Raw genomic sequence first — 19,611 nt, forward strand, 5'->3', positions numbered from 1 at the left:
AATATACGGGCAACAAACACACTGAAGTTTCCTTCTATGTTTGTTATGTAACTGTGTATTTTTGCGCTTTTCCTATTATAGCAGAAACAATTACCTGCTCCAATAAACGAAATAAAACAGCAAACTTTTTGTGATTCTTTTAATATTCCTTGTCATCAGCGTATGCAATCAGACGTACTCCGTTTTCTTTTAAAAATCGTAAACGCTGATGCTCCTCTTCTTTCCCTTGCACTGTTTTTCGCCAATTCTCTGCTTGGTCCTTATGAAGCAGCCGTAATGGAATGACGGGGCTTATTATTCGATTTTCAAACCCGCAGCGAATGAAGCGCGCCAGAAAATGAGAAGCTGAAAAATGCAGTGATGCAGATGCAGCCGGCCCCATAGTTAATTCTATCTTTTCCTTTTTTAACCAGGATTTCGCTACAAGAGCACCTTCTTCTTTTTCAATAAGCTGATAAGGTTCAAGTGCCGCCGTTAGAATCAAACCGCTCAATTGTTTTTCAGCTGGAGAAAGCTGCTCTGCTTTCTCTTTAACAAACATGTCGAAAAGTCTCGTTCCTATAATTGTAATATAGTCAAAAGCAAACCAATCTTCAAAATAAAGCTTCCACGGCACTTCCTCCAGCTCAAGCATCAAACATCCTGTTTTTTGGGAAAAAAGATGTTTGGCTCTTACTTTTTCTCTTAAGTTAGTATTAACAGCAAGCCATTTATGATAAGACTGAAGCAAATTTCTTAGGTCACTGTCAGCTTTTTGCTGTTTACGCTTTCGATACTCCTTGAAATCTGGCAGATTCGGAGCCATTATCAAAGACCCCTTTCCATCCTTTCTTGTCATCCTGGGCTGTTTTAAACTTTTTCCAAACGCGGATTTGGTCTGAATTTGCGCCCAGCTTTTGCTTCGTGGCTTCCGTTCAATTTTACATTATCTCCGGTAAACCCTATATTTATTTTCAACAGACTGCTTCCTACTCCATACATATCCACTGGTACATTCTGCTCTTCATATTCTTTAATTCTATCCACAGTAAACCCGCCGCTGGCCATGATTTTAACATGGTCGAAGCCTTCTTCATCAAGCGCACTCCTCAGAGCAAAAATCAATTCCGGGTTAACACCGCGAGGATCAAAGGAACCCATTACTTCAGGATGGCGGCAGAAATATTGATCCACAATATTATTCGAAGTATCAAGGCGAACGGCTTTCAAGTACTCTCCAAATTCTCGGGCAACCTTTAAAGAATCATTAATCACATCATTGTTGTAGTCGACTAAAGAAACTAGGTCATCTTCTGGATACGTTTCCTGGTAGGCTTTAGAAGCAGCTACAATATCGCCTTCAAACAATTGTATTAACGCATGAGGCATCGTGCCCATGCCTCTTTTTCCCCACCACTCACTCATGGCATGTGTCGCCTGGGCTTTTGAACCGCCTATATAAGCTGCATAACCATCTCCAGCCTGCTGCGTGAAATGATCGTCCCGGTCCCCCATAAAAATAACCGGCTTTTGCTTTCCAGATTTTCTTGCCGCTTTTACGACATTATATACATTTGTAGCCACTGATGTGCGGCGGGCAAAAATACCATCAATGATACCTTCTAAAAAGCCGAAATTTTGATAAGGACCTGTAATCGTCAGCACCGTTTCAAAAGGTTTTATTTTATCTCCATCTTCAAGTGAATGTATTTCGAGTTCTTCCGGGTTTTTTGAAAATGTTTTGATTAAGGCTATTACTTCGTCTGTTCCACATAAGACGGCATGAGATTTTTGAAAAAACTGCATCGTTACTGTTTCATTTTCCTTATATTTTTCTGCAATTTCCCGGGTCTTTAAAAAGTAAACTGCAGAAAACCATCCTTCCCCCACCCGTTCATCGAATTTAAATGTTTTATTTGTTAACCTTTTTATTTTTCCTTGCATTTTCAGTTCAATTTCTTTCATGTCCCTGCTCCTTGTTTTCCTTTGTAATGATGTGAGTTAATAAGCTAAGTATTAGAAAATCTCGGCATATCGCCGAGGCCTTATTGCGAATGCCGTAGTTTTGCTTATACTGTTTACCAATAAAAAAGTTATACGTTCCTAACTGTATAAAAAAACAGGGTAGGACTGCCTGTCGATAGTAAAAACATCTTTTAAGGCTATTTTATACTTTTTATATTATCAGAAAAAGCTGCCTCAAAAGAAGGCGAGCTGCAGAGGTCCCTTTTAAAGGTGAAAACCTCCGTTATAACTCGCACTCTTTACTTTTGAGACAGCCCCTGAGTTTTTTCTTGCTACGTTGTTTCTGTTTGAGATGAACCCCAAACACAAAATTTTTAATGGGGCACAGAACTTTTGCCGCGTTCCATAATCACAGCCTCTACGATCTCTTGTACATCTGTTTCACTAACATCTCGCAAACCATCCTGAAGAACGATGGGTACGCTGCGTTCTTCTTTCTTCAACAACTTTAATCCTTGCGGATACATAAATTCTAATAATACTTCGAGCTGAATCTGTTCCATAAGAACTCCTCCTTTTTATTGTAAGAAGTCGACTTACGTAAAAATTCAGCCTTTGCTGCGAATCTTGCTGCAATGGAAGAAGATTTTATTAGATTGTCAAAAGGCTGGTTTGATGCAATAGATCTGTGTTACTACCTATCATATATAACCTTGAAACGAATGACAAGAAAAAAAGGCTTAAAACTTTAGTCTCTATGCTAATATATTATCTTCTATCTCATTGTATGTCATAAGAACACGCCTTGGTTTGCTGCCCATGGATTCAGAGATAATACCCCGATTTTCCATCATATCTATTAATTTAGCAGCACGGTTATACCCTATTGAAAACCTGCGCTGAAGAGATGAGGAAGAAGCACTTCCCTGCTCTACGACAAATATACATGCTTCCTCAAACAATTCGTCTCCACTTTCCTGCTGATCGACTTTCTTTACTAATTCTTCACGCTTAAACAAATAGGAAGGTTCTCTCTGTTTTTTAACAAAGTCAGTAACAGCATCTATTTCTTCATCCGTCACAAATGTGCCTTGCACCCTGATTGGTTTTGGGGAACCATTCTCGTGAAATAGCATGTCCCCTTTTCCGATCAGTCGCTCTGCTCCTCCCATATCAAGGATGGTACGGGAATCAGCCTGAGAAGATACAGCAAATGCAGTACGGCTTGGTATATTTGCTTTAATCAAGCCGGTAATAACATCAACAGAAGGCCGCTGCGTTGCCAGCAGCAAATGAATCCCACAGGCCCTTGCTTTTTGAGCTATCCGGCAGACAGCATCTTCAACATCCTGAGGAGAAACCATCATTAAATCTGCCAGCTCATCAATAATAATGACAATGTAAGGCATTTTCTTTTCCGGGTTTTCCTGCTGCATCATGCGTTCATTGTATTTTTTTATGTCCCTTACTCCTTCATGAGCAAGCTTTTCATACCTGCTTTCCATTTCTTCGACAGCCCACTTCAAACCTGCTGTAGCTTGTTTAGCATCGTTAATTACAGGAGTAACAAGATGCGGCACATCTTTAAAAGAAGCAAGCTCGACCATTTTAGGGTCGATTAACATAAGCTTCAGTTCTTCTGGTGAAGCTTTATAAAGCAAGCTTAGCAGAATGGAGTTAATACATACACTTTTTCCTGAACCTGTAGCGCCGGCAATTAACCCGTGAGGCATTTTTTGAAGATCTGCTACGATTGGATTGCCTGAAATATCAAGTCCCATTGCTACTGTTAAAGGGGAGTCACTTCGTGTAAAAACATCTCTCCTTAATATCTCTCTTAAAAATACAGGCGTACTTTCAGGGTTTGGCACTTCAATACCAATAGCATTTTTTCCGGGGATAGGAGCTTCCATCCTTAAGTCTTTGGCAGCTAAAGCCAATTTAATATCATCAGTTAAGTTTGTGATCTTATTGACCTTAACACCAGGAGCCGGCTGTACTTCAAACCTTGTGACAGAAGGACCTCGTGTGACATCCACTACTTTTGCATTTACGTTAAAGTTATGAAGTGTTGCTTCTAACTGGTCTCTTTGCTTCTGTAATGCTTCCCCGCCATTATCTTCTTTTCGCGGCGGAACATTTAAAAGCTGCAGTCCAGGGAAGTGATACTGTCCTTTCTGTACGGCATTTCCTTCTTTTACCGGATTTTTTTCTTTTCTTTTTTTGTCGCTCGGATACATTAACACATTAAAGGGCACACTCGGTTTTTGCTTTTCGTTTTTATTTTTTCGTTTCTCATCTCTTCTGATTCGTTTTTCGGGTGCATATGTCCGGCCTTGTTTTTGATCAGGGAGTGGTTGTTCTTCTGCTGGCTGCGGATAAGTTGGACTCTCTTCACTTTTTTCCGTCCCGCTTGTTAGGTTCTCATCGGGTTTTGAGTGATTCTCTTGTGTCGGAGCATCCTTGGTATTAACTTCTTCCTTTTCTTCCTGACGGTTCGAAAAACGTGCTTGACTTTCATCTGTAAACGCATTAATTTCTTTTTCTTCGTAACTCTCTTCTAATATATCGCTGTCCGTTTCCATCTCACTGGTGTCTGCTCCCGCAGCAGTTTCTTCATTCGTTATAAAAGAAAAAACATTACTATCTGCTGACACGAAGGGCTCGTAATCACTCTCCTCATTAACAGGAGCCTTTCCTTCACCAGCATACTCCTCTTTATCATGTGTTACAGGTGTGATAGATTCATTTTTCTTTTTTAAATTATCTGGATGGAGCTGGACTTTTTCAAATCCAAATACAGGCGAGGGAATATCCTCTGGTGCAAAATCATTTCCTTGGAAATATGACCGCTCTGTTGAATAGGCTGCTTTTTCATATGTTTTATTTTCTTGTTTACTTTGCTGAGGTTGTGGTTTTTCCCAGTTTTGTCGATTTGATTTCTCTTCAGTACTGTTTATGTCTTCCCTATAACTTTTTGTCTTGTATTCTGCTGACGTACTGCTATTTTGCTTCGTTTTATTTGGTCTTGATGGTCTACTGGATTCCCTTGGCTTTGTTAGAGAGGATTTCTTATCCTCAACGTCTAGTGGAAAACGAAACTTTCCTTCTTTAGGGTACTGATGAAAAATCTTTGCACCAGTTTCTTGTTGATGAAAAACACGCGGCCTGGATTCTGGTTTCCTTTTTCCTGCTTTCGGATAACGACGGTTTGAGTCAGACTGTTCGGAGGCAGGTTGTGTTTCTTCCCATTCGTCTGTTTCCTCGCCAAACATGAAATTTTGCAATCTTTTTATCATTCGTTGAAAGGAACCGGCCATTTTACCATCTCCTTTTTCTATAATTAACCATTATGTACTTCAAATTGTAAAGAGTGCCTTAATTTTATTGTAAAGGAGCAAGAAAAAAACCACTAGCCCCTGCCAGTGGTTTTTCGAATCTCCTACCTTTGCCTCAGCTGGTTCAGCGGTGGTATTGAAGCAGAAAATCTCTTCCCGTTTCGTACTGTTCATCTAAAACAAGTATACCTTTTTCTTTTGGTGCTTCCGGTAAAACGATTTCTTTTGCAGAACAGATCATCCCGTTGGAAACAACACCACGCAATTTTGATTTTTTTATTTTCATACCCGTAGGCATAACCGCCCCCGGCAAAGCTACCACTACCTTTTGCCCTTTTTCTACATTTGGAGCTCCACATACAATTTGGTGACTCTCATCTCCTGTATCCACCTGGCAGACGCTCAGTTTATCTGCATCCGGATGCTTTTTCTTATCTTTTACTAGTCCGACTACAAATGAGGGTTTTTCAGGAAGTTCTATAGTTTCTTCAAAGCCATTTACTTTCAATGCCGTTTGAACAATATCAATAAGGGCTCCTGTTATAGGCAGCATTCCCGAGTGTTGAATGGTTCCGTACTCAGATACATTAAATATGTTATAACCTGCCGTAACACCGCTGTCTTTGTGATGCAGCCGGGCAATATCTCCTTTACGTTCCACCTCCCGTTTGTCTTTTTCGATTTCTTTTAGTGAAACGAGAAGCGTATCACCGATTCCTGTTTTGTTATAAAATACATTCATCGTACCCATTATCTCCTTCTTATTGCAATTTCCGTTTCATATTTTACCATACCCTCATTTTTGCTGTGACTGCTTTTCTTATTTCTGAGGTTTTTTGCGTGCAAGAATAAATATTGGCTCTAATTTTTTATCTTCATATAAAAATGGAAGAGCGGTAATGGGTACCCGTCCATTGGAAAAAAAGCGGAATGAAAGCTGTCCCAGCACATCATACCCCTGCTTATTCCGAATGTCTGCAAATATCAGTACGTCCTGGTGCGGCACAGCAACAGCTGTTTTACCTTCCATTTTTTTGTCCATCTCTACTACGAAATTTTCATTCAATAGACGGCTCGCATCATAACCATCATTTGTATTGACAAAGTAAAAAATATTTCCGGCAACTTCGTCCGTTTTATAAGAGGTTTTTGCCGCACGAATATTAAAAAGTGCCGTTTCTTTTATCTGCTCAGCTGTATACCCTTCTTGCTCTACTGTCTGTTTTTCAAGCATGGTATAAGCTTCTCCCATGTCAAGCGCGTAATAAATACGGGTTTCTGCTGTGTGGTCTGTAAATAAAAGCTCTTTTCCATCTTTCGTTTCTGTTGGAAAGGAGGTAGAGCGAAGAACAGGATAAATATATTTTTCTTTTCCTTTTATAACGACTTCTCTTTCCATTGCCTCAAAGGAAGTATTGATATAGTGGGCCGCATCCTCCAATGCCTGCTCTTTATTTTTCTCATGCTTTGCGAGCAGTTTATTTAAATCCAAATCGACTCCTTTTTTCAAAGCGGTATGGTCTACGCGCAGCATACTCTTTTCTTTGTCAAAAGAAAAGGAGCGGTTTTTTCCGGCCAGTCGTTTTTCTAATTTATTACGGAATTCAGTGATATCCACGAATCTTCCTCCTTGAGCATACTTTTTCAAACGTCCAAATTAAGCTTTTTATAGTTTAACATGCCACGAATAGACATAAAAACGATCTGCCCTTATTTTCTTCAAAGCAATTTAACAGGACATAAGTTTTGTGCATTTAGGTTTAAAGTTGTGCGATAAAAAACTTTTTGTCCACATCTTTAGAATCAATTATTTACAGTTATAAAGGAGAGTTTTTTAGCAATTGTGCTCGTCTTATTATTCAACAGCACCATTTCTAATATTATTTTATCTGCCATTGAGTCCGCACCTGTAAATTTGGGAGTGCTTGGTGTCTGGCTTAATAATTTCATGAACATAATAATCTCTACTGTTAGTTTAGGACTTCTTGTTCACTTTTTTATTCTTCGCCCTATTCGATCTATGATCAAAAAAATGGAGCAGTTAGAATTGATTAAGAACAGCTTTCGAATACAGAGAGCATTCGAAAAGCACTCAAGCAGTTAAAAGATGATTTTTCGAACAATGAAACGTCTATCTCCACTTCATCGGCAGAAACTCTCGCTGCCGTACCAACTTCTAAAACAATCGCCGGGCACACGCTTAAAAAAACTCGCCCAGCAAGGCGAGTTTTTTATTGATCTAAATGAACTTTTGTTTCATTGATAAACTGCTGTACCTCATCGGGAGTTTTTCTTGTTTTGCTGACAAATCGGTGAATTTCCTTCCCATTATGAAAAGCAATAAAGCTTGGAATGCCAAAAACATCATACTCCTGACAAATATCAATTAATTGATCTCTGTCAGCGTGATAAAAAACAAAATCTTCGTTTTCTTTCATAATTTCAGGCAGCACTGGTTCAATCACACGGCAGTCCGGACACCAATCAGCAGAAAACATAACAATTACTCTGTCGTTATTAATAGCATCTTCAAATGCTGCCCGGTCCTTTATTTCTCTCATTTTAGCGACCTCCTTATCCCTGGTCTAATTTCATATCTCCTAGTGTAATCCAATTTCTTTTTCTCATCCACTCAGACAAACTGAGACTAACGACTGCAGGCCCGATAATATGTAAAAGAATAATTCCTGATAATACATGAGAACTGAATCCCATAACCGAAAAAGTCATAATTTGTCCTACGAACCCGCTTGTTCCCATTCCCGCGCCAGCTGCATTGTTTTCTAATAAAAATACCATTGTTGAAAACGGAGCACATACGGCACCCGCAACAGTCGGCGGTATTAAAATAAGCGGATTTTTAATGATATTAGGTACTTGGAGCATGGAAGTCCCAATCCCTAGTGCCACAAGCCCCCCTGCCCCATTTTCTCTGTAACTGCTTACAGCAAAACCAACCATTTGGGCTGAACAGCCTACCGCAGCTGCACCAGCAGCAATGCCTTCAAGACCTATCATAATGGCTATAGCTGCACTTGATATTGGCGCAGTTAAAGCAAGTCCCATTAATACAGCTACTATGATCCCCATAATAAATGGCTGCTGTTCAGTTGCCCACATAATCAGTTCCCCAAAACCAATTAAACCTGTATTAATTACGGGACCTAGAAAATATGCAACAGTAAAGCCTGCTGCTATTGTTACAAATGGAGTAACAATAATATCAACTTTCGTTTCTTTAGACACAAGCTTTCCTATTTCAACAGATAGCAGAGCTGCGAGAAAAGCTCCTGCAGGGCCGCCAAGCTCAGATCCGGCTGCTCCGCTTACTACCGCTGAAAAAAGGATAAGCGGAGGAGCCTGTAAACCATATGCCACTGCTGCCCCAATTGCAGGCCCCATCAGGCCCATTGCTAAAGCTCCCATTTCGATTAAAAACGGCCAATTCATCTGCTCGCCTGCAGTTTTAATAATTAAACCAATAATAAGTGACGCAAACAGCCCAAGTGCCATATAACTCAGCGAAGTTACAGTATATGTCTTTACAGATAAGTTTACACCTTTACGTAAAAAAAAGGGCTTCATGTTTCTCCTCCTATGTACTCCCATGTGTTAGTATTCACTTATTTTCATCATACCTTGTTTGCATTTTCTAAAGCAACAATATTATGATTTAATTATTAGATTTTAACATACTGAACTCGAGGAGGAGCCGTAATGGAATTAAACGTTTATTTAGCTGGACAGATTCATGATGATTGGCGTGAGGAAATTCGACAAAAAGCCGAAGAAATGCATTTACCTTTGAATTTTACTGGTCCAATGGAAAATCATGACCGCTCGGACAGTATCGGCGAAGAAGTGATCGGACAGCAGCCGGATAATGTGTTAAAGGATGAAGCTGCCTCAAGTTTAAATAATCTGCGAACTCAGATTTTATTACAAAAAGCTGATGTCGTTATTGCTTTATTTGGCGAAAAATACAAACAATGGAATACTGCTATGGATGCAGGTTCAGCTATTGCATTAGGAAAACCGCTCATTCTTATTCGGCCGCAAGAGCTTCATCACCCTGTAAAAGAAATTGCAAACAGAGCTCAAGTAGTAGTGGAAACGAAGGAACAAGCATTACAAGCTTTATCTTACGTATTTGAAACCAAATAGATGTGATTAAAATATCAGCAGCCTCTAGGCACTGAATCCATCTGGTCGTTCGGCTATTAAAAAAAATGGATCTGGTACCCTCACCAGATCCTCACCATTATTTTAATTTTTGATAGAATTCCCACTGTCCATACAATAACCGGACAATATGGGCAAACATCTTCGCACGTGAAACCAGTCCATCAGAAAAGATACCTACAGCACCTTCGTTATGGCTGACTCCTTTTCTATTGGTGTAAGCATCCATAACTGTTTTCAATTCTTCTCCTTTATAAAGTCCGTCTGCAACTTCTTTCGGCAGAAGGATTTTAGCTCCGGCAGCAGTAAATACCCGTCCTTCCTGGTCGGCCAAGCCACCCCAGTTACAAAGGTATAAGCCGTCATCCATAGGCTCTACTCCGCCTTCTAAACCTACTCCAAAAAACGCGTCCTTTGCAAGAGCCGCTTTCGCTCGGCTGATTGCTCCTTTTTTTGTTTCTTCCTCTGAAAACGGCTGTTCTGATACGGTTGTATCTACACGAAAACCTTTAATCTTATATGCGTCAGATGGAAAAACACTCGCCGCAGCTTGTATTTTCGCCTTGTTTTCTGAACCTATAACTATGATTTTTTGCATAAATAATCGACGCTTCTTTCTTTAGACACCTTTTCTAATTTGTTCGATAGTATTTTTATCGGTTGTTTGTACAAGTTTTACTATTAACTCTTTAGCAGCCACGTAATCATCTATATGAAGAATAGAAGCAGAAGTATGAATATATCTCGAACAAACTCCTATAACTGCTGACGGTACTCCTTCATTAGACATGTGAACTCTTCCGGCATCCGTACCGCCCTTAGAAATAAAAAATTGATAAGGGATATCATGAGATTCTGCCGTATCAAGTACAAATTCCCGCATTCCTCTGTGGGTCACCATTGTTCTATCGAAAATACGAAGTAATGTTCCTTTTCCGAGATGGCCGAATGCATCATTACCACCGGTAGCATCGTTTGCCGGACTGGCATCTAACGCATAAAATACATCCGGCTTTATCATATGTGAAGAGGTAGCTGCTCCTCTCAGTCCGACTTCTTCTTGAACGGTAGCACCGGAATACAAAATGTTCGGATGTTCTTTTTTATGCAGCTCCTTTAGAAGTTCAATAGAAAGTCCCACGCCATATCGATTATCCCAAGATTTCGCTAAAATTTTCTTTTTATTTGCCATTGGTGTAAACGGACATATAGGAACAACTTGCTGTCCTGGTTTAATTCCTATATTTTCAGCATCTTTTTTATCATCCGCTCCAATATCTATGTACATCTTTTTAAGCGGCATAGGTTTTTTTCGCTGAGCTTCTTCGAGTAAATGAGGAGGCGTTGAACCAATGACACCTATTACTGGACCATTCTCCGTCATAACCTGTACGCGCTGCGCAAGCAGTACCTGGCTCCACCAGCCTCCCAGTGTCTCAAAGCGGATAAGGCCTTTTTTATTTATAGACTTAACCATGAATCCTACTTCATCCATATGTCCGGCTACCATCACTCTCGGACCTTCAGCGGCCCCGTGCTTCACCCCAAAAACGCTGCCTAAATTATCTTGAATGATGTGATCACTGTATTTTTCCAATTCACCTTTTAAATATCTTCTTACTTCATGTTCAAAACCAGGTGCCCCTGGCAGCTCTGTTAGCGTCTTAAACATTTCCTGGGTTTCTTGATTCATAAAAGTCTCCTTTCTCGTTCAACTATTACATATATTTTACCGAAAGCCCTTGTTTATTTCTACCATATTAAAGATTGTCGTTTGGAAATTTGTTCATTTTAGGCTATACTTGAGAGAAAGTAAATAGGAAAGGCAGGTATATGTATGAAGGTAAGAGATATCCTTATTGGAGCAGGTATTGGCTTTTTAGCAGGTTATGCACTTAAGGAATATGCGGGCGGGGATCAAATCTCCCCGGAAAAAGCACTGAAAACAGTTAAAGAAAACATTCAGGATCATATTCCTGTCAACGGTTCCTGGATTCACATGACAGCTGAAAATTACAAAAAAGATGACCTGGAATACAAAGTATACCGGGGCGGCATTTCAAGCACAAAAGAAGGCGAAACAAAGCAAATGGATTTTATTGTAGATGCAAAAACAGGTACGATTTTAGAACTTACCTCATAATGAAAAGCAAAGAAAAGGGGGCTGTTTGTAAGTAAGAGAACAGTCCTTTTATTAACACCTTTTTACAATATTCGTGTGATTAGAAGTCCCGTGCGGCCTTCCTCACACAAAGATGTTGAAGCCAAATACACTAGTAAGTAACATGAAACGGTCACCAAGGAGGGCTCTTGGCACCCGAAACTACCTAAAACAAGAGGCAACGGTCATCAAACAAAGGGCTTGCATTCTATAGCAGTCGTAAAGAGAGTTGCAACGGCAATTAAAGTGAGCTCTCAGCTCCCGAAACTTTGGAAGATAAGAGGCCCGGGCATCACAATGGACTTCGAAAACCACAACAAGAGGAAGAAGCGCCGAACAGTAACCTAGAAAGAATTGGAAATCGAAACCCCAGTTCTCCCTCCTTAAGTAAAATATAATATAATAAAAAATTTGTACTTGAGGAAGGTTCATATTTAGCACTGCTGAACCTTTCTGAATAAATGCAGTGACACCGCCCACAGAAAAACAGCTGGTCGTGAAAATAATAAATCACGACCGGCATTTCCAGTATCTATTTTAATTCTCTTGCAGGTTTTTTCAATGTTCCTACGAGCAGAGCTGTGACGACAGTTCCGATGAGAATCGCAAGAACATACAGCCAAGGACTTCCTCCTTGAATAGCAGGGATGACAAATATTCCCCCGTGAGGTGCCGGCAGGCCATTTCCAAACAACATCGCAAACGCTCCCGCTGTTGCGGAACCAGCAATAATCGAAGGAATGACACGCCCCGGGTCAGCCGCTGCAAACGGAATGGCACCTTCTGTTATGAAAAATGCTCCAAGAAAATAACTTGAGAATCCTGCTTCTCGTTCCTCTTTTGTAAATTTCTTTTTAAACAGTGTCGTAGCAAGTGCGATACCAAGAGGCGGCACCATACCTCCAGCCATAATCGCAGCATGCGGAGCATAATTTCCAGCATCAATCATAGCAATACCGAACGTAAACGCAGCTTTGTTGACAGGACCGCCCATATCTACAGCCATCATACCGCCAAGGATAAGTCCTAGAATGACAATGTTTCCAGTTCCCATGCCATCCAGCCAATTTTCTAAAAATGTGTTAAACACACTGATCGGTTCGATAACAACAAAATGCATGAGCATCCCCACAATGAATATGCTTAATACAGGGTAAAATAAAATCGTTTTAATTCCATCTAATACTTTTGGAAAGCCTGCTAGTGCTTTTTTAAGGAAAATCACTACATAACCAGCAAGAAAACCTGCTATTAAACCGCCAAGAAACCCAGCTTCTCCAGTAGCAGCCATTAAACCGCCAATCATACCAGGAGCAAAACCTGGACGGTCAGCAATGCTCATTGCGATAAAACCAGCAAGGACCGCTACCATTAGTCCAAAGGCGTGATCCGCACCAATGACACTTAAGGCTTCAGCAAACGGATGATAGCTTGGATCCTCTGGATCAGCTGCATTGATACCGAAAAAGAAAGAGATTGCGATTAATACACCACCGCCGACAACAAACGGCAGCATGTTGGAAACACCATTCATTAAGTGCTTATAAAAACCTTTTCGTCCGTTGCTGTCACCAGACCCTTCCTCCTGGCCTCCGCCAGAAGCTTTGTAAATAGGAGCTTCTCCGTTTTTCGCCTGTGTTAACAATTCTTCTGGACGGCGAATACCGTCTGTCACACCTTTTACCAGCACGGGCCTTCCGTCAAAACGGTTCATTTCTACTTTTGTGTCTGATGCAACAATAATAGCGTCGGCTTTTTCAATTTCTTCTGCCGAAAGGCGGTTTTTCACGCCGTCGGATCCGTTGGTTTCAACTTTTATAGACAGCCCCATTTCTTTAGCCTTGTCTTTTAACGAATCAGCCGCCATGTAAGTGTGAGCAATACCAGTCGGGCAGCCTGTCACAGCAAGGATTTGAGGTGTATTACTTGTATCTTTGTACTTTTCTGTACTTTCTGCTGATTCTTCTTCTCCTAATTTCTCTTTTTCTTTTTTATCAATCATTGTAATAATTTCTTCTTCCGTGTCTGCCTGAAGCAGCTCACTGCGGAAAGATTCGTCCATTAACAGCGTGGAAAGTCTGGATAGTGTCTGCAAATGATCTTCATTTGCCCCTTCACTAGCAGCAATCATAAACACTAGATGTGCAGGCTGTCCGTCAAGCGATTCATATTCTGCTCCATTTTTTGAGCGTCCAAATGCTATAGCAGGTGTTTTTACTGCTGCCGTTTTAGCGTGAGGGATTGCCACCCCTTCACCGATTCCTGTAGAACTCTGCGCTTCACGTGTAAGAATAGCTTCTTTAAAATCAGCTTTATCGTTCAGCCTGCCTGCGTTATCTAATTTGTTGACAAGCTCATTAATGACCCCGTCTTTTGTATTAGACTCAAGATTTAATACCATCGTGTCTGTTTTTAACAGCTCGGTAATCTTCATTGTATTCACCTCTTTTAAATATCCTGAAAAACACTTATTATTCAGCCAAAGCTGCGATTTTAATTTGTTTATAAATTTCTTCTACTTCTTCTTTTGTACAAAATGTTTCTGAAAAAGCAGTCGCACTGCCAGCCGATACAGCATACGATAAAACTTCACTTGGATGGTTTGATTCCAAATGTTTCGCAATAAAGCCAGCTACTAAAGAATCTCCAGCACCTACAGAGTTTACAGCTGGCCGTACAGGAGGTTTTGCTTGGAATGCTTCTTCCCCATATAAATAAACAGCACCTTCGCCCGCCATAGATATAACAGCATGAGAAATATTATAATCAGCCAGCAGCTGTTTCCCGTAATGAACCGCTTCTTCTACGCTTGAAATAGAAACGCCATACAGTTCTGCCAGTTCTAAATGATTTGGTTTTACAAAATACGGGCTTGCATGTAATGCTTCTTTCAAAGCTTCTCCGCTTGTATCGAGATAAATCCGAACACCCTTTTCTTTTAGTCCGATCATAAGCCTCTTATACGTATCAGGTGAAAGCGTCGATGGCAGACTTCCTGCAATCACAAGCTGGTCTTCCTTATTAAGCCGTGTTAACTTGCTTTCTAAGGAACTTATATCCTCGTCAGATATAGCAGGAGAAATCCCATTTACTTCTGTTTCTTTTCCGCCTCTAATTTTTATGTTAATACGGGTATCTCCATTAACCCTCATAAAATCAGTCGTAATATCTTCCTGCTTGAGCATATTCTCAATATAATCACCTGTAAAACCGCCTGTAAATCCTAATGCACGACTTGAAACTCCGAGCCTATTTAGCACTCGGGACACATTAATCCCTTTTCCGCCAGGATATTTCAGCTCTTTTTTTGTACGATTAATGCTCCCTTCTGTAAAACCGTCAACCTCCACCACGTAGTCGAGAGCAGGATTCAATGTCAGTGTATAAATCATACATCCACAACCTTTACTTCTGTTTCTTGTTGTAACGCTTGCAGTTGATCAGCTTCTGTTTTATCAGAAGTAATAATAAAAGCCTTCGCTAGTGAGGCAACACTTCCAAAGGAAACTTCTCCTATTTTCGAATGATCAGCAAGCACATAAGCGCGGGACGCAAGTGTTATAGCAGTCTTCTTCACCGATGCTTCATCAGGATCAGGAGTTGTATAGCCTTGTTTAGCGTCAATACCGTTCATCCCAAGAAAGCATGCATCAAAACGAAACTCTTTCATCGATTCTACAGCTCTGCCGCCAGTTAAAGCAGCTGTATTAGGTTTTGCTTTTCCACCGGTCACATACGTCTCAATGCCTTGTTCTAATAATAATGGAACATGATGAATACCATTTGTAACGACTATCACTTCTTTGTCTGCTAAAAAAGGTATCAGCTCTATGGTCGTGGTACCGGCATCAAGGAACAAACAATCTTTATTTTTTATAAGAGATGCTGCTGCTTCTGCCATTCTCTTTTTTTCGGCTTGATTTACACTCTTTTTTTCTGCCATGCTTGGCTCTTCTGTCTTTCTTCTTGAAAGAGAGGCTCCGCCGTGTAATCGTTTAATATAATTTTGCGATTCTAAATCCGTCAGATCTCTTCGAATAGTCGATTCAGATGCTCCCGTTGCTTTTACCAGTTCTTGCACCGTAGCTACTTCCTGCTTTTCAAGAACAGATATGATAGCTTCTTTTCTTTCAATATGAAGCAAGGATTATAATACCTCCTTCTTTGTTATGGAAAACGCTTACTTTCTTCTAATCTATCTCCAGTATATAATCGTTTGCAATCAAAATCAATCATAATTAGTCATTATTTCTAACATAAATGATTGAAAACAATCAACTTCTAGGAACAAAAAGCGCAAGCGCCTTGATCAGCCTCGACAGATAAATGTTCTTCAGTCATGAAAGACGCTCTTACTTCCACAAGGATGTGGTGACTTCTGCGTTGCACTTTCGTCGCCCTGTGGCATTGGCGATATTAGCACGTCCTGTGCGTCGACGTGTGCGTCTTTAGCAGAAGGATCCTAAAGGATCGTCACGTCCTGTGACAACGTCGAACTGGCTTGCACAGGATGTGCTGACTTTTGCGTTGCGAACACGATGTTCGCGATTCTAGCAAAAGTTCCTTAAACCGTCTTGGGCCTCCGAGAGGCTGGGCGCTGAAGCTAGACGCGGATCAAACAATATGAAGATAGTTATCCACAACTTGTAAAAACATAATTTCCTAAACAACAAAAAAACGTCTGCTCTCGCAGACAGTTTTTTCTCGAATCATGTATGATGTTTCAGGGCGTATACAGGTCCTGTGTTCGGCCTTTTACACTTTCTACAAATACCGGCTACCACCGTTTTTTCCGTAATAACCAGAGCGGAAGAAATTTCTTTATTAGAACATTCTTCGGTAATTTTTCGTAATACCTCTATTTCCCGCTTCGTTAATCGGTGGAGAAAATTTTCTTTTTCCCGTTGTTCATGTCCCTCCCTGATATAAGCATATAAAAACCCGTGCCTTTTCTCTTCCGGCACGGGAATGATTTACTTATACTGCATAAAAGGTATATTTTTTGACCTATATCTCTGACTCTAGACCGAGAATCCAATCAGCCTTGTTTCTCCACAGTTTTTATTTTCTCGCCTTGCCCATCATACTGAATAGCGCGATATTTATAATCATGATAAAACGTAAACCAGGCTTCATTATTGTAACCAATATCCATATATTTTTGTTTAGCTGCGATCGAATCCATTGGATAATCATCAAAAGCCATCACCCAAAGAACGTTTTGATGAGCATGGGTTCCCATATTGTCTGCCATATGAATGACCATGTCATCGCCTTCTTCAATCGTTACTATACTTAAACCTGCACTATGCCCACCGACTGATGTCAGCTTGATGCCGGGAGCGGGTTCAAGTTCTTTAGCATACGCCTTTACCTTATGCTCTACCGGTTTCCAGTTCTGCTCCCAATATGTATTACGGGACCTAATGTTAGGATGCTTTGTTTCTTCCCATTCCGTTTCAGATATATATATAACCGCGTTTTCATATGCAGGCACTTCCTGCTCGTTTTCCCATTTCACCAGCCCTGCTGCATGATCGAAATGCATATGAGTCATCAACACTGCGTCAATGTCCGCTGTCGTTAAACCAAGCTTTTGAAGATCCTCTTCTACAAAAGATTCTTCTGTTATTCCATAATTACGCTTTTGCTTATCGGAGAAACGGTTATTGCCAAGTCCCGCTTCAATTAACATAGTTTTGCCGTTTCCTTGAATAAGAATTGGATCACTGCGCAGTTCAATCTGATTTTTATCGTTTACTGGATACTTTTTACTCCACAATGCTTTTGGTACAACTCCAAACATCGCTCCGCCATCAAGGTGTGTCACCCCGCCTCGGAGCCATGTTAATGTGTAATCACCGATTTTTAACTGCTCCATTTTATTCCTCCTATGAATCCGTTTTCGCAGTTTCATTGTAGCATATCTTTTCCTTTATGCCTTACAAAAACTTGGTGAGGAATGGAGTAGGTATGAGCAATATAGCATTTTTCCTACAGCGCAGTCAGCCAATGAAGACTGTTCCCTGAAGCTCAAGAACAAAAGCGAAGCGCCCTGTTCAGCCTCGACAGGTAAATGTTCTCCAGTCACAAAAGGCGCTCTTTGCCTTTCATGACTGGAGATTATTTACCCCCGAGAGGCTGGGCGCTGAAGCTAGACGCGGATAATCCACAACTTGTAAAAACATAATTTCCTAAACAATAAGAAACCGTCCCCTCACAATAATTTAATAGGGACGTCTCCATTAATTATTTTGTTGAAAGGTATGCTTCAAGTCTAAATATCCGTTGACCTTTTTTCGAAAATTTCTCTTCATATTCGGTCATCACGTTATCATCGTAATTACTATTATGAAGATCCAGTGAAATATTCTTTAATTTCATTCCATATTTAGAGAAACTTTCCAAAGAATATTCAAAAAGCCCTTGATTATCTGTTTTCATGTGGATTTCACCATGAGGACGTAATGCCTGCTCATATAAAGATAAAAATGATTTATACGTAAGACGTCTTTTTTCATGGCGTTTTTTAGGCCAGGGATCTGTAAAATTAATAAAAAGTCTATCTATTTCTCCAACATTAAAATACTCCAATAAATCATTTACATCACCATGGATAAATTTCAAATTTGCAGGCTTGGTTTCTAGTACACGCTGTACTCCAGTAACCAAAACACTTTCAAATTTCTCAATACCTACAAAATTAATATCAGGGTATTTCACACTCATATTATCTAGAAATTTTCCTTTACCAGTGCCTACTTCTACATAAAGGGGGTTGTTATTATTAAATATTTCCTTCCAGGATGTATTTTTTTGACAAGGAGAAGAAATGACATACTCTGGATGTTCTTCAATAAATTCCTTCGCCCAAGGCTTGTGACGGAGTCTCATATCTACCCTCCCTATGTGTCTTTACTGTTTATTTTTTTCTATTTCCTCTAGTGTCGGTAAGGAAGACATCGCTCCCTTTGAAGAAGCTGCCAGCCCTCCGGATAAGCTCGCAAATGATGCTGCCTGTTTCCATTGCTGCAGGCTCATGTCTTCGATTGAAGCATCAAATTCATGTACGTGATATAGAAGTCCAGATAAATATGCATCTCCAGCTCCCGTTGTATCCACAGCCTTCATTCTTTCAGCTTCAGCATCAACCCGTCCTTTTTTTGTTATAATGGTGCTGCCGTGTTCGCCTTTCGTAATAACCAGAATAGGAATTTGATATTTCTCAAGCTTAGCTGTCCCTTTTTCTTCCTCTGTTTCACCTGTCAAAAACTCTAGTTCATCTTCCGAGATTTTCACCAAATCTGCATGACTGATCGTGTTTAAAATAGCTTCACGGGCTTGTTTTTCATCAGGCCACAATGGAAGACGGACATTGGGATCAAAAGTAATGTGCAGGTCGTTTTTCTTTGCTAATTCAATTGCCTTTAATGTAGCAGAACGTGCTGGTTCATTATTAAGGGTAATCGAACCAAAATGAAGTACTTTGGCTTGTTCAAATAGACGCTCATCAATTTCATCGGGATGAAGAAACTGATCTGCGCTGGGATTAATATAAAAGTCAAAGCTTCTTTCTCCGCTTTTGTCGAGCGTTACAAAAACAGCTCCTGTACGAACTTCTTCGGTTAAAAAGAGATTCTCTGTGTTCACTCCATAGCTTTGCAGTGTATCAATCAAGAACCTTCCCAGCACATCTTCTCCTAATTTCCCTAAAAAATATGTATTTATCCCAAGACGTGACAAACCCACAGCTACATTTGCCGGGGCACCACCTGGACTCTTTTGATATAAAATATTCGTTTCATCCATTGGAATAAAATCAATTAACGCTTCACCCAAACTAATAACACCATTTTTCATTTCGTTTATCCCTCATTTTTACTATATTATTTAAGCTCGGCTTTCAAACCGAGCTTTAAACGGAAACGAATAAATGACTATTTTCTGCAAGATATATCTGGATTCCTGAAAAAATTATATTACCCG

General features: G+C 40.2%; 19 protein-coding genes. 2 read left to right on the forward strand and 17 right to left on the reverse strand.

Features of this window, described 5'->3' with window-relative positions:
• Window positions 1-139: 139 nt before the first annotated feature.
• The 8 genes from ACE1TI_RS04270 to ACE1TI_RS04305 all read right to left on the reverse strand — a co-directional run bounded on the left by ACE1TI_RS04270 (window position 140) and on the right by ACE1TI_RS04305 (window position 8,867).
• Window positions 140-805 carry a hypothetical protein gene (locus tag ACE1TI_RS04270; RefSeq protein ID WP_375006343.1) on the reverse strand — a complete coding sequence of 222 codons (666 nt, stop codon included), beginning with the start codon at window positions 803-805 and terminating at the stop codon, window positions 140-142.
• 44 nt (window positions 806-849) lie between these two features.
• Window positions 850-1,944, reverse strand: coding sequence for a nicotinate phosphoribosyltransferase (locus ACE1TI_RS04275; protein WP_375006344.1), 1,095 nt, complete (start codon window positions 1,942-1,944; stop codon window positions 850-852).
• A gap of 374 nt (window positions 1,945-2,318) precedes the next feature.
• Window positions 2,319-2,507, reverse strand: coding sequence for a hypothetical protein (locus tag ACE1TI_RS04280; protein ID WP_375006345.1), 189 nt, complete (start codon window positions 2,505-2,507; stop codon window positions 2,319-2,321).
• Window positions 2,508-2,699: 192 nt separating this feature from the next.
• Entirely contained in the window at window positions 2,700-5,264 is a 2,565-nt protein-coding gene (locus ACE1TI_RS04285; RefSeq protein ID WP_375006346.1) for a DNA translocase FtsK, read from the reverse strand.
• A gap of 142 nt (window positions 5,265-5,406) precedes the next feature.
• On the reverse strand, window positions 5,407-6,024 hold the full coding sequence (ytpR, locus tag ACE1TI_RS04290; protein WP_375006347.1) for a YtpR family tRNA-binding protein: 618 nt from the start codon (window positions 6,022-6,024) through the stop codon (window positions 5,407-5,409).
• A gap of 78 nt (window positions 6,025-6,102) precedes the next feature.
• Window positions 6,103-6,900, reverse strand: coding sequence for a DUF1444 family protein (locus tag ACE1TI_RS04295; protein ID WP_375006348.1), 798 nt, complete (start codon window positions 6,898-6,900; stop codon window positions 6,103-6,105).
• A gap of 613 nt (window positions 6,901-7,513) precedes the next feature.
• Window positions 7,514-7,843, reverse strand: coding sequence for a thioredoxin family protein (locus ACE1TI_RS04300; protein WP_375006349.1), 330 nt, complete (start codon window positions 7,841-7,843; stop codon window positions 7,514-7,516).
• A 13-nt stretch (window positions 7,844-7,856) separates the two neighbouring features.
• Window positions 7,857-8,867 carry a PTS sugar transporter subunit IIC gene (locus ACE1TI_RS04305; RefSeq protein WP_375006350.1) on the reverse strand — a complete coding sequence of 337 codons (1,011 nt, stop codon included), beginning with the start codon at window positions 8,865-8,867 and terminating at the stop codon, window positions 7,857-7,859.
• Window positions 8,868-8,999: 132 nt separating this feature from the next.
• On the opposite strand from ACE1TI_RS04305, the gene ACE1TI_RS04310 reads away from it, so the two are divergent.
• On the forward strand, window positions 9,000-9,446 hold the full coding sequence (locus ACE1TI_RS04310; protein WP_375006351.1) for a YtoQ family protein: 447 nt from the start codon (window positions 9,000-9,002) through the stop codon (window positions 9,444-9,446).
• Window positions 9,447-9,543: 97 nt separating this feature from the next.
• Here ACE1TI_RS04310 and ACE1TI_RS04315 read toward each other — a convergent pair whose 3' ends face one another.
• Both ACE1TI_RS04315 and ACE1TI_RS04320 read right to left on the reverse strand, forming a co-directional pair.
• A complete protein-coding gene (locus tag ACE1TI_RS04315; RefSeq protein ID WP_375006352.1) occupies window positions 9,544-10,062 on the reverse strand; it encodes a DUF84 family protein in 519 nt (172 codons plus the stop codon).
• 21 nt (window positions 10,063-10,083) lie between these two features.
• Window positions 10,084-11,157: a M42 family metallopeptidase gene (locus ACE1TI_RS04320; RefSeq protein ID WP_375006353.1), complete on the reverse strand. Its 1,074-nt coding sequence runs from the start codon at window positions 11,155-11,157 to the stop codon at window positions 10,084-10,086.
• 144 nt (window positions 11,158-11,301) lie between these two features.
• On the opposite strand from ACE1TI_RS04320, the gene ACE1TI_RS04325 reads away from it, so the two are divergent.
• Window positions 11,302-11,607, forward strand: a complete 306-nt coding sequence (locus tag ACE1TI_RS04325; protein ID WP_375006354.1) for a PepSY domain-containing protein — start codon at window positions 11,302-11,304, stop codon at window positions 11,605-11,607.
• A 550-nt stretch (window positions 11,608-12,157) separates the two neighbouring features.
• On the opposite strand, the gene ACE1TI_RS04330 is transcribed toward ACE1TI_RS04325, so the two are convergent.
• The 7 genes from ACE1TI_RS04330 to ACE1TI_RS04360 form a co-directional block, all read right to left on the reverse strand.
• Window positions 12,158-14,059, reverse strand: a complete 1,902-nt coding sequence (locus tag ACE1TI_RS04330; RefSeq protein WP_375006355.1) for a PTS fructose transporter subunit IIABC — start codon at window positions 14,057-14,059, stop codon at window positions 12,158-12,160.
• Window positions 14,060-14,096: 37 nt separating this feature from the next.
• Complete coding sequence (gene pfkB / locus ACE1TI_RS04335; protein WP_375006356.1) at window positions 14,097-15,017, reverse strand: 1-phosphofructokinase; 921 nt, start codon at window positions 15,015-15,017, stop codon at window positions 14,097-14,099.
• Window positions 15,014-15,769: a DeoR/GlpR family DNA-binding transcription regulator gene (locus ACE1TI_RS04340; RefSeq protein ID WP_375006357.1), complete on the reverse strand. Its 756-nt coding sequence runs from the start codon at window positions 15,767-15,769 to the stop codon at window positions 15,014-15,016. The genes pfkB and ACE1TI_RS04340 overlap by 4 nt, the downstream gene beginning before the upstream one ends.
• Window positions 15,770-16,334: 565 nt before the next feature.
• Entirely contained in the window at window positions 16,335-16,589 is a 255-nt protein-coding gene (locus ACE1TI_RS04345) for a LuxR C-terminal-related transcriptional regulator (protein WP_375006358.1), read from the reverse strand.
• Between the two features lie 74 nt (window positions 16,590-16,663).
• Window positions 16,664-17,506, reverse strand: coding sequence for a YtnP family quorum-quenching lactonase (locus ACE1TI_RS04350; protein ID WP_375006359.1), 843 nt, complete (start codon window positions 17,504-17,506; stop codon window positions 16,664-16,666).
• 368 nt (window positions 17,507-17,874) lie between these two features.
• A complete protein-coding gene (trmB, locus tag ACE1TI_RS04355) occupies window positions 17,875-18,519 on the reverse strand; it encodes a tRNA (guanosine(46)-N7)-methyltransferase TrmB (protein ID WP_375006360.1) in 645 nt (214 codons plus the stop codon).
• A 21-nt stretch (window positions 18,520-18,540) separates the two neighbouring features.
• Complete coding sequence (locus tag ACE1TI_RS04360; RefSeq protein WP_375006361.1) at window positions 18,541-19,485, reverse strand: aminoimidazole riboside kinase; 945 nt, start codon at window positions 19,483-19,485, stop codon at window positions 18,541-18,543.
• Window positions 19,486-19,611: the final 126 nt, after the last annotated feature.

It is taken from the genome of Alteribacillus sp. JSM 102045 (genome assembly GCF_041949975.1).
In the GTDB taxonomy this organism is placed as follows: domain Bacteria; phylum Bacillota; class Bacilli; order Bacillales; family Marinococcaceae; genus Alteribacillus.